This is a genomic window from Cupriavidus lacunae, from assembly GCF_003353055.1.
Taxonomy (GTDB): domain Bacteria; phylum Pseudomonadota; class Gammaproteobacteria; order Burkholderiales; family Burkholderiaceae; genus Cupriavidus; species Cupriavidus lacunae.
Map to the genome: position 1 here is coordinate 17,290 of NZ_QKWJ01000034.1, position 14,617 is coordinate 31,906.

Genomic DNA, 14,617 nt, shown 5'->3' on the forward strand with positions numbered 1-14,617 from the left:
TCAGTTTTCTCCGGTGCCTTGGCCAGCCGCGGCCATCGCGGGTGCTGCCGGCTCGGCCGGCTTCTTCTTGCCAAGCTTGCTGCTGACCACGACATAGAACATCGGGATCAGGAACGTGGCCACAAAGGTGGCGGTCAGCATCCCGCCGATCACCCCGGTGCCGATTGCGTTCTGGCTGGCCGAGCCTGCTCCGCTTGCCAGCGCCAGCGGCAGCACGCCAAGCACGAACGCCATCGAGGTCATCACGATCGGCCGCATGCGCATGTGCGCTGCCTCAATGGCCGCCTGCAGCGCCGTGAGGCCCTGGGCGTGACGCTCGCGTGCGAACTCGACGACAAGGATGGCGTTCTTTGCCGACAGGCCGATAGTGGTGAGCAGCCCGACCTGGAAGTACACATCGTTGGACAAGCCCATCAATGACGTCGCGCCAAGTGCGCCCAGGATGCCGAGCGGCACCACCATGATGACGGAGACCGGGATCGACCAGCTCTCATAAAGGGCGGCCAGGCTCAGGAATACCACCAGGATCGACAAGCCATACAGCAGGGGAGCCTGCGAGCTCGATTGCTGCTGCTCCAGCGAGGTGCCCGTCCACTCGAAGCCGATACCCGCGGGGAGCTGCTTCGCCAGCCGCTCCATCGCCAGCATTGCCTGTCCGGAGCTCTTGCCCGGCGCGGCCTGGCCCTGGATCTCCATGGCTTCCACGCCGTTGTAGCGCTGCAGGACTGGCGGACCGTAGGTCCATGCAGTTGTCGCGAACGTGGAGAAGGGCACCATGGTGCCGCCGCTGTTGCGTACATAGATCAGGTTGATGTCGCCGGGATTCATGCGATAAGGCGCATCGGCCTGCACATATACCTTCTTGATGCGTCCGTCGGTATCGAGGAAATTGTTGACATAGCGGGAGCCCCAGGCAGTCGAGAAGGCCTGGTCGACGTCGCTGAGGCTGACGCCGAGCGCCGCGGCTTTCTCGCGATCGATATTGACCTTGAACGTCGGGTTGTCCAGTTGCCCGTTGTAGCGCACCTGTGCAAGGTCCGGATCCTGCCTGGCCAGCGCGAGAAGCTGGTCGCGCGCCCTGGCGAGCGCGTCATGGCCGAGTCCGCCGCGATCCTCTAGCTCGAAGTCAAAGCCGGCAGCAACGCCCAGGCCGCGGATCGGCGGTGGGCTGACGGGGAAGACGACGGCATCCTCGTAGGTGGCATAGCGCTTGATGATGCGCTCGGAAAGGGCCTTGGCGGACAGCTCGGGACTGTTGCGCTGGCTCCAGTCCTTGAAGCGGACGAACAACTGGCCCTGGCTCTGGCCACGGCCGGCATTGTTGAAGCCGTTTACCATGAAGGTGGCGTCGACCATCGCCGCCTCATCCTTCAGCAGGTACTTGCTGACCTCGTCGAGTACCGCGCCGGTGCGCGCCTGCGTGGCACCCGGCGGTGTCTGGACCTGCACGAACATGAAGCCCTGGTCCTCGTTCGGCAGGAACGACGTCGGCAGCCTGACAAACAGGATGCCCACGGCTACGACGATCGCCGCATAGAGGATCAGCCAGCGTCCGGAGCGCACCGCGACGTGCCGTACCCCGTGCACATACTGGTCCCGGCCCTTGTCGAAGGTGCGGTTGAACCAGCCGAAGAATCCCTTCTTCTCGCCATGGTCCTCGCGCGGTGGCTTCAGGAGCAGCGCGCACAAGGCGGGCGTGAGCGAGAGCGCAACGAACACCGACAGCAGCATCGACGAAACGATGGTGAGCGAGAACTGGCGGTAGATCCCGCCGACCGTGCCGCTGGAGAACGCCACCGGAACGAACACCGCGCACAGCACCATCGCCACGCCGATCAGCGCGCTGCTGATCTGTCCCATCGCCTTGCGGGTCGCCTCAAGCGGGGACAGTCCTTCCTCGTGCATCACGCGCTCGACGTTTTCGACCACCACGATGGCATCGTCCACCAGCAGGCCGATGGCCAGCACCAGGCCGAACATCGAGAGCGTATTGATGGTGAAGCCAAGCGCCGACATCACGCCGAACGTTCCCAGCAAGACCACCGGCACCGTGATCGAGGGAATCAGTGTGGCGCGCAAACTCTGCAGGAACAGGTACATCACCAGGAACACCAGGACGATGCCTTCCAGCAGGGTCTTGATCACTTCCTCGATCGAGATCTTGACGAAGGGCGTGACGTCGTTCGGGTAGACCACCTTCAGCCCGTGCGGGAAATACGGTTCGAGCTCCTTGATGCGGGCGCGTATCGCGGCGGCGGTGACCAGCGCGTTGCCGCCCGGCGCCAGCTGGATGCCAATGCCGGAGGCGGGCTGGCCGCTGTACTTGTTGTCGACATTGAAGCTCTCCGCACCGAGATTGATGCGCGCGACGTCACGCAGCCTTACCTGCGAGCCGTCGGGCAGCACCTTGAGCAATACATTGCCGAAATCCTCGCTGGTGCGCAGCAGCGTCGACTCAGTAATCGTTGCGCTCAGTTGCTGGCCCTGCACGGCCGGCGTTCCGCCGAGTTGGCCGCCGGAAATCTGCACGTTCTGGCTTTGTAGCGCCGCGGTGACGTCATTGGGACTGAGGGCGTAGCTATTGAGCTTGTTGGGGTCGATCCAGATGCGCATCGCGTACTGCGTACCGAACACGTTCATATTGCCGACGCCATTGATCCGGCTGATCGGATCCTGGACGTTGGAGACCACGTAGTTGGCGATGTCGAACTTGTTCATGCTGTTGTCAGCCGATACAAAGCCGATCACCATCAGAAACGCGTTGGTCGATTTGGTGACGCGCACCCCCGACTGCTGGACCTGAGCCGGCAGCAATGGGACGGCGAGCTGCAGCTTGTTCTGCACCTGCACCTGGGCGATGTTGGGGTCGGTGCCGCTGGCAAACGTTAGCGTCGTGGTCGACTGGCCGGTATCGTCGCTGGTCGATGACATGTAGAGCAGGTTGTCGATCCCGCTCATCTGCTGTTCGATCACCTGGACCACCGTGTTCTGAACTGTCGTCGCGGAAGCCCCGGGATAGGTGGTGCTGATCTGCACCGATGGCGGCGCCACGGGCGGAAACTGCTCGATCGGCAGGGACTGTATGGCCAGTCCTCCCGCCAGCATGATGAGGAGGGAGAGGACGATCGCGAAGATGGGGCGGTCGATGAAGAAGCGTGCCATGTCTGGGTCCGCCCTTAGGTTGCCTGCGCAAGCACAGGAGTCTGTCGCGTCGCGGACGCGCCGCGGGTGTCTGCTTTCGCCGCGACCTGCGCCGCCTGACCTTGCGCTTCGACTGCCTGCACCAGCATCCCGGGTTGCACTTTCTGGCCGCCGGCCACGACGATCCGTTCGCCATCGCTCAGGCCACCGGTGACAATCCATTTGTCGCCGAGCGTACTTTGTGCCTGGATCGTGCGTTGGACGACCTTGCTGTCGGGGCCGACCACCAGCGCGGTTGCCTGCCCCTGCGGGTTATGGCCAACGCCAGGGACAGGCACCAGGAACGCGTTGTCATTCACACCCTGCTCGAGGCGGGCACGCACGAACATGCCGGGGAGCAGGACGTTGTCCGGATTCGGGAAGATCGCGCGCACCGTCACCGAGCCGGTGGCCGGATCGACCGTGATGCCGCTGAATTCAAGCTTGCCGGTCAGCGGATACCGCGTTCCGTCCTCCAGCGTGAGCGTCACCCTGGCCTGGTCCGGGCCGTGCAGCTTTACCTGTCCGCTGGCGGCGTCGCGCCGAAGCTGCAAGCCGGCGACGCTTGCCTGGTTGAGGTCCACGTAGATCGGATCGATCTGCTGGATCGTGGTCAGCAGCGTTGCCGCGCTGCCCTGCACATAGGCGCCCTGGGTGACCTGCGAAATGCCGCTGCGGCCCGCAATCGGCGCGACGACATCGGTATATCCCAGGTTGAGCCTTGCCAGCTCGACGGCAGCCTTGCTGGCGGCAACATCGGCGGCGGCCTGCTTCCGGGCCGCGACCGCGTTGTCGTAAGCCTGTTTGCTGATCGCGTTGCCGGCAATGAGGGTCTGGTAGCGCTCCGCCTGCGCGGTCGTGGTGGCGAGATTCGCTTCCGCCTTCTGCAGTGCCGCCGAGGCGCTGTCCAGGGCGGCGCGATACTGTGCCGGATCGATCCGGTACAGCGTCTGGTTCGCCTTGACGTCGGCGCCTTCCTGGAAGCTGCGCTTTTGCACGATGCCGTCAACCCGGGCCCGGACCTGTGCAATGAGGTAGGCGGAGGTGCGGCCGGGGAGTTCCACCGAGACCGGAACGCTGGTCCGCCTGACCGTGACCACCGTGACTTCCGGCGTCGCCGACTTTGGACTCGCTGGCTTTGCGGGACCGCAGCCCGCGAGCGCGAGGACTGCCAGCGTGATGGCCAGACAGGCACTGCGCCGAAGTGTTTTGTGCGAATTCATCAACATGGCTCCATCCCGGTCGTTCGTGAAGAGCGGGTGGTTGCACTCTGCGCGATCGCGGATGAAGGCTGGGTTGGCGGTTCATTAACAGTTGTTAATGTGCAGGGAACGCGGCGAATGACAAATCCGTAATCAAATTGACAGCGTTGCACCTCCCCCGCACTGACTAGAATCCATGCCGTCGCACGCGAACGACGCCGGCCGGAGTTCGCCCCGGCGCGGCACCACCGCAGAGATGCGGCCTGCTGTCTGGAATGGCTTCGCTGGAGAGCGCCGCGCACACCAGCGAGCGAACCCTTTCACCCTGGAGAACTGGAGTGGGACATGCATGAATGGACTTCGGCAGCACCTTCCGTGCTTGCAGCTTTCATGGCCTCGCTGGTCGAGTTTGTGGAGGCACTCACCATCGTGCTGGCGGTCGGCGCCGTCCGCGGCTGGCGCTCGGCGCTGCTGGGGACGGCGGCTTCGCTGGCCACCCTGATGCTATTGGTGGCAGTCGCCGGCCCTGCGCTGGCCAGGGTTCCGTTGCCGGTGGCCCAGTTGGTCGTTGGCACGCTGTTGCTGCTGTTCGGCATGCGCTGGCTGCGCAAGGCGGTGCTGCGGGCGGCAGGCATCTTGCCGATGCACGATGAAGGTCAGGCGTTCACCGCGCAAACCGAATCCTTGCGCCGGCAAGCCGGGCCATCCGGCAGGTCGATCGATGCGGTGGCATTTGCGACCGCCTTCAAGATCGTGATGCTTGAAGGCATTGAGGTGGTGTTCATCGTCATCGCGATTGGCGCGAGCGGCCGCTTGATCCTGCCTGCGTCCGTCGGTGCCGGCCTTGCATTGCTTGTGGTGGTGGCGCTCGGCGTGTGCCTGCATCGACCGCTGGCGAATGTTCCGGAGAATTCGCTCAAGTTCGGCGTCGGTGTCATGCTCGCCGCTTTCGGCACCTTTTGGGCAGGCGAGGGCCTCGGCCTGTCGTGGCCGGGTGAAGACTGGGCGATCCTGGTTCTGATCGGTGTCTTCCTCGTCGTTGCGCTGGCGATGGTTCATCTATGCATGCGACTGCGCGGGGCGTCCCCGGCGCGGCAGAATGCAGCCGCCGGCGCGCGTCCGCCCCCTCGGCGCCGCATCGCGAAGGTGGTCGAGGAAGTGACGGGACTCTTTGTGGATGACGGCTGGCTGGCCTTCAGCGTGGTGGCCTGGGTGGTGGCTTCGTGGGAGCTGGGGGCAAAGCATGCCGTCACTGCTGCAAGCGCGGGGCCGCTGTTCGCGGTGGGACTGACGGTGCTGCTGGCGGCCAGCGCGGTCCGGCGTGCGCGCGCCTGAGGGCGAGCCCCCGGGCATCGTAAGCGCCTGGGCGTGTGAGAGCTAACGTAATGCGATGGTAATGGAGTGGTCAGTCTGCGGTCAGCGGGCGGAGCCAATACTGAAGACAGCATTTTCATCATGTCGATGAAAGCGCGACTCCGGTGCCACCGGAGGCATTCCAACTGAAAGAGGTACCGCATCATGAAAGCAATCGTTCGAACCGTACTGGTTTCCTGCGCCTTCGCAGCCCCGGCATTGACCTTTGCGCAAAGCGCGCAGGCACCGCTTACCCGTGCCGAGGTACGCGCCGATCTGATCCGGCTGGAACAGGCCGGTTACACACCGGGCCGTGGCAACGACGCGACCTACCCCGTAGAAATCCAGGCGGCCGAAGCCAAGGTGCAAGCGCAGGATGCCGCCGCGCTCAAGGCTGCTTCGGCAGGCATGAAACCGCAGGCACAGGGCCATTTGCAGGCAGCAGCGCCCTCAGCCGCCGGGCAATCGGGGATGGATGACCTACGCAGTTCGTTCTACAGCGGCGCATGACGTGCCTCTGACGCCGCGGATGAGGTGTCCCGCTGAACCGCACCGTTCCGTAAGTGGTTCGCGCGGGCGGGGCACCTCATTTTCGACCGGACGATCTGCTGCCGTAGTCAAATTGGAGCCCCTCAGTATTCCAACAACAACGAATCTGCCATTCAAAAAGGCCATCGCGGAATAGCGATGGCCGTAAAACCCCTGCCTGTCACAGGAGTGTCGATAACTCGTGCATCAAAATTTGTGCCGGATACCGAGCACCGCACCCGTTTGATTCGAGCCTGGCCAGACACTCGTGGGGCTACCGCTGGTTGCGTTGAATCCGTTCAAACCAAGCTGCGACCCGCCCTTGTTCCTGACGTATCCGAGGGTCAGGTATGCATCAGTGCGCTTTGAGAATGCATAGTCGGCGGACGCCACAAGCATCAGTGGATCAGCGTTCGACTGACGTGTGTCGGTGTAGTATGCGGCTCCGGTAAGCGACAGCGCGCCGGTCGCGGCATAGCGCAGGCCTGCAAAGTACAAGTTTGAGCGTACGTTTCCGTTGGCGCTTCCGTTCAGCCAGCGGTATCCGGCGAACGCCTTCATTGAGCCAAATTCGTACGTGCCCCCGAGTAGCAGCCGGCGATCTTTCTTATCCTGTGTCGCAATAGTGCTGCCCTGGAATTCATCGTAGACCAAGCCGGCCGAAAGTGCCCCAGTTTGATAATAGAGCGAGCCTCCGATATTCCGGTCGATCCGGAAATCACCTGGCACCTCTCCCGCGCCCGTTCTGCCGAAGCTATAGAGCGCGGCCGCAGTCAGGCCGCCGAACGAGATGTTGTACTTTACCGCGTTATCGGCGCGCCCCGTGACAATGGGGTCGCTGCTGTACAGCGAGTAGCGCACGGAAATTGCCATCGGATCGAGTAGCGCCGACAAGTCGTACATGGGAGTGGTTTGTCGGCCGAGCCTCAATGTTCCGTATTTTTGGCTGGAGAGGCCGACTAATGCGGCACGGTCGAATAGCCTGCTGCCGCCGTTGTTCGATCCCGAATCCACGGCAATGCCACTTTCGAGTTGAAAGATTGCCTTCAGGCCGCCGCCCAGGTCCTCCGCCCCGAGAATTCCCCATCGTGAGGTCGACAAGTTTCCGGATGACATGCGCACAAGGTTTTTGCCGCCGTTAGCGGTGGGTGCATTCGACAGTATTCGATGCCAACATCCGTCACACCATAAAGCGTAACGCTGGATTGCGCGAACGATGTACCAGACGAGATTGCCAGAACAGCCGCCGAAGTCAGGCCCGATTTAATTCCCACTTTGTTTCCCCTACTTGTTTATTAAACTAAATACCACCAAAAAACCGGTGCAGTATAGAAAGCAGCGTCTTTCGGTTCGATTACAAAGCAGTTACGATGCAGCGGGGACGGGTCATCATGGCTGCGGCAATTGGGGATATGGGTGACATGGGCGATCACGCGCCAGCCTGGGGGGAGCCCAGCTTTGCCGTGCACGCGGCAGGAGAGATTGCCATCCCGCTGGATGAAGTCGCGAGCACCATCGTGGAAATCCCCGCAATCACTTCTGATTGCCTGGATGACGAAGTGCCAGACCGACCGCGCGGCCTTAGGGCAGTTCGTCGAGCAGCGCTCTCGCCAGCGGCAAGTCGGTGGTGTCGAAGCCTTCCGTGAACGCGCCGTAGATCTGCGCCAAGTGCTGCCGGGCTGCTTCTGCCTTTCCCTGTCGTTGCCATAGTCGGGCCAGACTCAGCGTTGCTCGCAATTCCAGCGACTTTGCACCCTGGTGGCGGGCGACTGCGATCGCCTTGTGAAAACACGCCTCGGCTTCTCCGGCATTCGCGGACGGGTCGCTTCCCATGCCGGACGCATGGAGTATCAACTCCCCTTGAAGCCTGCGCAGTTCCGCTTCATAGAAGCGCTCCCCGGTCCTGTCGACAATGGCCAACGCCTCGTCCAGCACGTTCAGCCCCGCGTCCGCCTGCCCCGCATTCCCGTAGCATTCGGCCAGCAGGGCCAGGAAATATGAGCGCTCCCGCTCAGCCCCCGTGGCCCGGTAGGCGGCAAGGCCCTGGCGGATCTGGGCGATTCCCTCCTCGCTGTGCCCCTGCACGGCCAGCGCCCAGCCGCGAAGGATGGGTGCCCACGCCAGCCAGAAAGGGAACCCCTGTTCGGTTGACAGCGCCATGGCAGCCTCGGCCAACTCCCGGGTCTGCTGTGCGTCACGCCGGAACTGATGAAGCTCTGCCGTAAAGACCAGGCAGTGAACCAGGCTGAATGGGTGAGACATCTTCCTGGCCAGGGCAAGCGCCTCCTGGCCCGGCTTGCCGGCCTGATCGGCATGGCCCTGATACCAGAGGATCCACGCCGCAAAGGTCAGGCTACGTATGCCGGGATCCACCCCGGAAACAAAGGCACGGGTGTGACGCTGCCCGGGCCCGCAGAGCGCGAGCGCCTGCTCGTGGTGGGCAAGGGCAGTGGTGAGGTCACCTTGAAAGAACAGGGTCGCTCCCAGTGCGCTATGGGCTTCCACCAGCAACGCCGGGTCCCGCGTGTTCTGCGCTATGCGGAGCAGCCGCTCGCCCAGCTCGCGTGCGGTGGCGTACTCCGCCCGCAACTGATAATAGGTCCGCAGTCCCAGCAGCGCCGGGAACAGTAGCGAAGCTTCCCCGACCTGATCGCACAGCGCCAGTGCGCGAGTGTAGGTCGCCTCCACCGCCGGGGCGGCATAGCCCCGGGCTGCCATCAGGGCCGGACCGATGGCAAGCTGCAGTGCGAGCTCCTGCCCAGCGCGTTCGGGCGTGTCGGGCAGGCGCATGAGCAGTTCCAGCGCCGAGCCGAGGTGCCGGATCGCTTCGAGATTGGCGGAACGCTGGAAGGCCTGTTGCCCCGCACAGTGCAGATACTCCAAGGCTTTCGGGACGTTGCCGCTCTGGCTGTAATGGTGCGCCAGCTCGCTGCAGTACTCCTTGAGCCGGGTAGGGTACAACGCCTCGATGGCCTGCGCGGTGCGTTCATGCAGCACGCCGCGCTGTTCCGTGAGCATCGAGTTCCTGGCAACCTCCTGTGTCAGTGCATGTTTGAACGTGTATTCCACCTCCGGGAACGCGGGCCGCTCGTAGATGAACTCGCCGGCCTCCAGGCGGGACAGCAGGCGGCGCAGATCGCCTTCAGGCCGCCCGACGACCGCCTGTATCAGACTCCAGGGAAACTCCGTGCCGATCACGGCAAGGGTCTGCAGCAGCCCCTTCTCCTCGCCGGGGAGCCGATCCATGCGAGCCGCGAGCACGCCCTGCACGGTGGGCGGGATGCGAATCGCGGTCGGCGTCGTCTCGATCCGGTAACCTCCGGGCTCGCCGAGCAGCGCTTTCTCCTCAGCCAGGGTCTGGACGACCTCCTCCATGAAGAAGGGATTGCGCGCGGTCTTCTCCAGGATGAGCTGCTTGACGGGCGTCAGTCCGGGATCGACCCCCAGCAGGACGCTGAGCATGTCCTGCGCTTCGGCGGGGCCCAGAGGATCGAGCCGCAGCTGGGTATAGTAGCTTTTGCGCCCCAGGTCATGCTGATACTCGGGGCGGTAGTTCACGAGGACGAGGATCCGGGCACTTGTCACGGCGTCGACGAGGAACGCCAGGAAGGCCTCCGTGTCGCTGTCCAGCCATTGCAGGTCCTCGAACAGGAGCTCGATGGGCTGATTAACGCTCTCGCGCACCAGCAGGCGCATGATTGCCTCGAACGTGCGCTGCCGCCGGATGAGCGGGTCCATGTTCGGCAGCGCCGAACCCGGCTCGCCGATGCCCAGCAAATACAGCAGGTAGGGCAAAAGGTCTTCCAGACTGCGCTCCAGCGCCAGCACCTTGCCCATGACCTTTTCCCGGCACCGTTGGTCGTCATCCTGGGCGGTGATCTGGAAATAGTTCTTCAACAGGTCAATCAGGGGCAAATAGGCAAAGGACTTGCCGTGCGAAATCGAAAAGGCTTCGAGCACCAGACAGCCTCGCTGCGAGCGTCCTTTGAATTCATGGAACAGCCGCGATTTCCCGACCCCGGCTTCCCCCAACACCCCGACGATCTGCCCGTGTCCCGCCGTGGCCTGGTCCAGCGCCCGGTGCAGTTGCTCCAGTTCGGTCTGGCGGCCCACAAACCGGGCCAGGCCACGACGCTCCGCCACTTGCAGGCGCGTGCGCAATGGCCCCAGGCCAAGCAGCTCATAGACGGTGAGCGGCTCGGGGATGCCTTTGACCTGGGTGTCGCCCAGGGTCTTGAACTCGAAATACCCCTCGGCCAGCTTATGGGTTGACGCGCTCACCAGGATGGACGAGGGCGCGGCAATCGTCTCCATGCGGGAGGCGATGTGGGTCGTGTGCCCAACCGGTTCATAGTCCGTGTGCAGGTCGTCCTTGCGGATCCAGCGCACCACCACCTCACCCGTGTGGACGCCCACCCGGATCTGCAGCGGGATGCCTTGCTCCAGGCGTATCCGGTCACTGTGGCGTCGGATGGCTTCCTGCATGCGGAGCGCCGCATACAGCGCCCGCTGAGGATGGTCCTCATGGGCGATGGGGGCGCCGAACAGGGCCAGGATCCCGTCGCCCAGCGACTTTGCCACGTAGCCCTCGTAGTGGTGCACGGCCTCCATCATCAGGGCGACGACGGGGGCGATCAGGCGGTCGACTGCTTCCGGGTCGAGGTCGTGGATCAACGCGGTCGAGCCGGCCATGTCGGCGAACAGGACGGTGATGGTCTTGCGTTCGCCGGCGCCGGACGTGTCGCCGCCGCGCGCTTCCAGGGCGGCCTGCTCGGCCAGGATGCGCTCGGCCAGATAGGGAGGGGTGTACTGAATCGGGGGCGCGGGCGACGCTTGCGGCCAGGCGCCCAGGGGTGCACCACATTCACTGCAGAATTTGGCGGCCGGCCCCGACTCGTGGCCGCAGCGCGGGCACACGCGTGCCAGCCCGGCCCCGCACTCCTCGCAGAATTTGGCCCCGGCAGAGTTCTCGAATCCGCAGTTCGAGCAGCGCATACAACCTCACTTGCCCCGGCGCACCTTCTACAGATTAGACGCCTGGCCAACATCCGCGGGCAGTCCGTCGATGCAAAATTCGGTCGAGTAGGCGAGGGCCTCGGCGTCGAAATGGAATGCGTGAGATCTAACGTTCACTTTATAGAAGGCCGGCAGACGGCGCGCGAAACTGTGAAGGAATGGCGGCGGGATGCCGCAGCGCGAGCATCACAATCCACTGTCTTTAAAATGCGGCAGGGCATCAAACGCGGTCGGAACGATTACAGTCTTGTCATTCCGCGCAGGGTGCGCCGGGCATATGATCGCTGCATGCAATCCAGACAGCGGCGACAGGGGGGCGCAAGGCAATGAAGATCCTGGTGGTGGAAGACGAGCCCAAGACGGCGGCGTACCTGCGCAAAGGCCTGACGGAATCGGCCTTCGTGGTGGATGTCGCGGTGACGGGCGCCGATGGGCTGCATCAGGCCATGGAGCATGCCTATGACCTGATCATCCTCGACGTCATGCTCCCCGGGATGAACGGCTGGGACCTGCTCAGGCAGTTGCGCGAGCACAAGGACACGCCGGTATTGTTCCTCACCGCCCGCGACGACCTGGAGGACCGGGTGCGCGGCCTGGAGCTTGGCGGCGACGACTACCTGGCCAAGCCGTTCGCGTTCGTGGAGTTGCTGGCACGCGTGCGCACCTTGCTGCGGCGAGGGCCCTCGCGCGAAGCCGACCGGATCGAGATCGCAGACCTGGAGGTAGACCTGATTCGCCACCGCGTTACCCGTGGCGGGCAGCGCATCGACCTGACGCCGCGTGAATTCGCGCTGCTGCATTTTCTTGCGCGGCGCCATGGCGAGGTCCTGAGCCGTACCCAGATTGCATCGCACGTGTGGGACATGAACTTCGACAGCGACACCAACGTGGTCGATGTTGCGGTCCGGCGGCTGCGCGCCAAGATGGATGACCATTTCGCGCCGAAGCTGATCCACAGCGTGCGCGGCATCGGCTACGTCCTCGAAGCGCGCCAGCCGTGAAGTCTGCCGGCTCGCTCACCGCGCGGCTCGCGCTCGCCTTTGCGCTGATTGCGGGGGGCGCCTTTGCCGGGGTCGGGCTATACCTCTATCACGCGCTGGCCGCGCAGATCATCGAGCGGGACGACGCGGAGCTTCTGCGCAAGGCCGCCCGCGCCCGCGCCGAACTCGCCGAGACGGGAGCGAGCAACGCCGAGCGATGGCGCGAGCTTGGCGGCGTGGTCGCCGGCAACGCCGAGTATGGCTTGCTCGCCAGCGCGCCCGACGGCACGCCGCTGGTGGCGACGGGAGCAGAGCCGGGCGTGCCGCCCGAAGCCCCGGCGCTGCCGCCGGGAGCGCCGATCGGGCCGGCATCGATCCGCGCATGGAGCGGCGCCGACGGACTGCCGGTGCACGGCATCTCGATGCTCGCGCACGCCGGCGCGCAGCCGTTGCCGGTACAAGTCACGGTCTACCAGGTTGCTGCATCGCGCATGGCACTGTTGCGCGCCTATCGTTGGAAGCTGGTCTTGGCGACGTGCCTTGGAGCCCTGGCCGCAGGCGTGCTTGGCTATGCCGCGCTGCGCGCCGGCATGGCGCCATTGCGTCGCATAGCCGCCGGCACGCGGGCCGTGACGTTCACCAGCGGGGCGCTGCCCGTCGATCCGTCGCAGCTTCCCGCGGAACTCAATGAGCTGGCGCTGGCGTTGCAGCACATGATTGAGCGGCTGCGCGAGCGCTACGAGCGCTTGTCACAGTTCTCCGCCGACCTGGCGCACGACTTCCGCACGCCGATCAACAACCTGCTCGGACAAACGCAGGTGGCACTTGCCAGCGACCGGTCGGTCGAGGAATACCAGGCGCTGCTGGTGTCAAACGTGGAAGAATACGAACGCCTTGGGCGGATGATCGAGAACATGCTGTTCCTGGCCCGGGCCGACAACGCGCGCGTGGCGGTGCGCTACGCCGAGCTGGACCTCGCCACCGAACTCGAGCGGCAGGCGGACTACTTCGAGCTGTTGGCGGACGCCCGCGGGATCACCATTCTCGTCGATGCGCAGGGCCAGGTCCATGCGGATCCCACGCTGCTGCGCCGCGCCGTGGGCAACCTGATCTCCAATGCGGTCCGGTACGCGCCCACCGGCACACAAGTGCGCCTGTGGGCGCGCGAGGCGGGCGCGCAGGTGCGGATCGAGGTGTCGAACCCGGGCCCTGGCATTGCAGCAGAGGATCTGCCGAAGCTGTTCGACCGCTTTTTCCGTGCGGACCCGGCGCGGGCCAACTCCGGCGAGTCGTCAGGCATCGGGCTCGCCATCGTCAAGACCATCATGGATCTGCACCATGGCACCGCGCAGGCGGAATCGATACCGGGGCAGGTGACCTGCTTCCGGCTGATCTTTCCGGGCCGCGCGGGCCCGGGCCAATGAGTCAGGCTTGCGCAGGCAGGTGGGCGCCATCGAGGTAAGGATCGCGCGCGCCGTTGTTGGCGCCGTCCGTGAAGGGATCGCGTGGGCGGTGGACCTGGTCGGCGATCGCCCCGTTGGGCTCGTTGGAGGGATCGACAGCCGCTGAGGCAAAGGGCGCGGCGGATCCCAGTACCGTGAGCAGCAGGGCAGCAATGAGGATTCGGCGGGTAGGCATCATGACATTCTCCGGTTGATTCGTGCGGCGCGCGGATCGTCGCGCCGTGCAAAGCAGTCTAGGTATCCGATGCCAACCGATGCATTGCTGCTTGATGACAGAGTTGTAAGTCTCGGCGACGTTCCTGCCTCCCGTTTTCGCCGTTGTCTGCAGCGGGGGCAGGCAGTGCCTGCCCCCGCTCTTCACGCTGCGATCAGTCCGGGGCGCGCTCCGGAACCGACAGGTGCACCCATTCCTTATAGAACGCCTCGATATCCGGCTCGAAGTCGTGGATCACCGGATACCACGGGGTGGGTGCCTCGACGTCATGCATGGTGCCGCACGCCGGGCAGTAGTACTCGCGATATACCTGCCACTGGGTGTCGGGGGCCATGAGCCTGGGATAGACCTCGGTCATTGCCTCCTCGGTGTCGCGCACGTAGATCGAGGCATGCAGTTTCCAGTTCTCGCGGTAGTCGCAGAACTCGTGGCCGCAGTCGCACTTGATCACCCACGCCTTGGTCCTGGCCGATTGCACGATATGCATATGCGGGCCGAGCGGAAGCACGATGCGGTCCGGGAAGCTCACCTTGGCCTGCAGGGCAGCCAGGTACTGCTCGAACCGGCTGTCATCCTTGGGCATCGAGAGCATGCGGAAGGTGGTTTCCCAGTCCAGGGAGCCTTCGACGAGGTGGGCAACCTGTTCATTGGTGTAGGCAGACATTGTTCAGCTCCTTGATT

Annotated in this window: 9 protein-coding genes and 1 pseudogene; 4 read left to right on the forward strand and 6 right to left on the reverse strand. The window is 64.3% G+C overall.

All coding sequences use genetic code 11. The annotated features are described in order from the left end of the window. Both DN412_RS23810 and DN412_RS23815 read right to left on the reverse strand, forming a co-directional pair. A complete protein-coding gene (locus tag DN412_RS23810) occupies positions 1-3,162 on the reverse strand; it encodes an efflux RND transporter permease subunit (protein WP_115213832.1) in 3,162 nt (1,053 codons plus the stop codon). Between the two features lie 14 nt (positions 3,163-3,176). Further along, complete coding sequence (locus DN412_RS23815; RefSeq protein ID WP_115213833.1) at positions 3,177-4,403, reverse strand: efflux RND transporter periplasmic adaptor subunit; 1,227 nt, start codon at positions 4,401-4,403, stop codon at positions 3,177-3,179. A gap of 369 nt (positions 4,404-4,772) precedes the next feature. Here DN412_RS23815 and DN412_RS23820 point away from each other — a divergent pair, with 369 nt between their 5' ends. Together DN412_RS23820 and DN412_RS23825 are read left to right on the forward strand one after the other, a co-directional pair. Then, positions 4,773-5,717: a COG4280 domain-containing protein gene (locus tag DN412_RS23820; protein ID WP_115213876.1), complete on the forward strand. Its 945-nt coding sequence runs from the start codon at positions 4,773-4,775 to the stop codon at positions 5,715-5,717. A gap of 183 nt (positions 5,718-5,900) precedes the next feature. Then, a complete protein-coding gene (locus tag DN412_RS23825) occupies positions 5,901-6,245 on the forward strand; it encodes a DUF4148 domain-containing protein (RefSeq protein WP_115213834.1) in 345 nt (114 codons plus the stop codon). Positions 6,246-6,470: 225 nt separating this feature from the next. Here DN412_RS23825 and DN412_RS23830 read toward each other — a convergent pair. Further along, positions 6,471-7,531: pseudogene (locus DN412_RS23830) on the reverse strand (porin). Positions 7,532-7,844: 313 nt separating this feature from the next. After that, positions 7,845-11,258, reverse strand: a complete 3,414-nt coding sequence (locus DN412_RS23835; protein ID WP_115213835.1) for an adenylate/guanylate cyclase domain-containing protein — start codon at positions 11,256-11,258, stop codon at positions 7,845-7,847. Between the two features lie 347 nt (positions 11,259-11,605). On the opposite strand from DN412_RS23835, the gene DN412_RS23840 reads away from it, so the two are divergent. Beyond that, positions 11,606-12,280 carry a heavy metal response regulator transcription factor gene (locus DN412_RS23840; protein WP_078200194.1) on the forward strand — a complete coding sequence of 225 codons (675 nt, stop codon included), beginning with the start codon at positions 11,606-11,608 and terminating at the stop codon, positions 12,278-12,280. After that, on the forward strand, positions 12,277-13,683 hold the full coding sequence (locus DN412_RS23845; protein ID WP_115213836.1) for a heavy metal sensor histidine kinase: 1,407 nt from the start codon (positions 12,277-12,279) through the stop codon (positions 13,681-13,683). Before DN412_RS23840 ends, DN412_RS23845 begins: the two co-directional genes overlap by 4 nt. A 1-nt stretch (position 13,684) precedes the next feature. On the opposite strand, the gene DN412_RS23850 is transcribed toward DN412_RS23845, so the two are convergent. Both DN412_RS23850 and DN412_RS23855 read right to left on the reverse strand, forming a co-directional pair. Beyond that, entirely contained in the window at positions 13,685-13,900 is a 216-nt protein-coding gene (locus DN412_RS23850; protein ID WP_115213837.1) for a hypothetical protein, read from the reverse strand. 190 nt (positions 13,901-14,090) lie between these two features. Further along, positions 14,091-14,600 (reverse strand): acetone carboxylase subunit gamma, encoded by a 510-nt coding sequence (locus tag DN412_RS23855; protein ID WP_115213838.1) that lies wholly within the window; start codon positions 14,598-14,600, stop codon positions 14,091-14,093. Positions 14,601-14,617 lie beyond the last annotated feature (17 nt).

What these genes read in the sequence shown, in the direction of transcription:
- DN412_RS23810 (WP_115213832.1), bottom strand. Translation starts at nt 3,162, where the DNA reads ATGGCACGCTTCTTCATCGACCGCCCCATCTTCGCGATCGTCCTCTCC.
- DN412_RS23815 (WP_115213833.1), bottom strand. Translation starts at nt 4,403, where the DNA reads ATGAATTCGCACAAAACACTTCGGCGCAGTGCCTGTCTGGCCATCACG.
- DN412_RS23820 (WP_115213876.1), top strand. Translation starts at nt 4,773, where the DNA reads ATGGCCTCGCTGGTCGAGTTTGTGGAGGCACTCACCATCGTGCTGGCG.
- DN412_RS23825 (WP_115213834.1), top strand. Translation starts at nt 5,901, where the DNA reads ATGAAAGCAATCGTTCGAACCGTACTGGTTTCCTGCGCCTTCGCAGCC.
- DN412_RS23835 (WP_115213835.1), bottom strand. Translation starts at nt 11,258, where the DNA reads ATGCGCTGCTCGAACTGCGGATTCGAGAACTCTGCCGGGGCCAAATTC.
- DN412_RS23840 (WP_078200194.1), top strand. Translation starts at nt 11,606, where the DNA reads ATGAAGATCCTGGTGGTGGAAGACGAGCCCAAGACGGCGGCGTACCTG.
- DN412_RS23850 (WP_115213837.1), bottom strand. Translation starts at nt 13,900, where the DNA reads ATGATGCCTACCCGCCGAATCCTCATTGCTGCCCTGCTGCTCACGGTA.
- DN412_RS23855 (WP_115213838.1), bottom strand. Translation starts at nt 14,600, where the DNA reads ATGTCTGCCTACACCAATGAACAGGTTGCCCACCTCGTCGAAGGCTCC.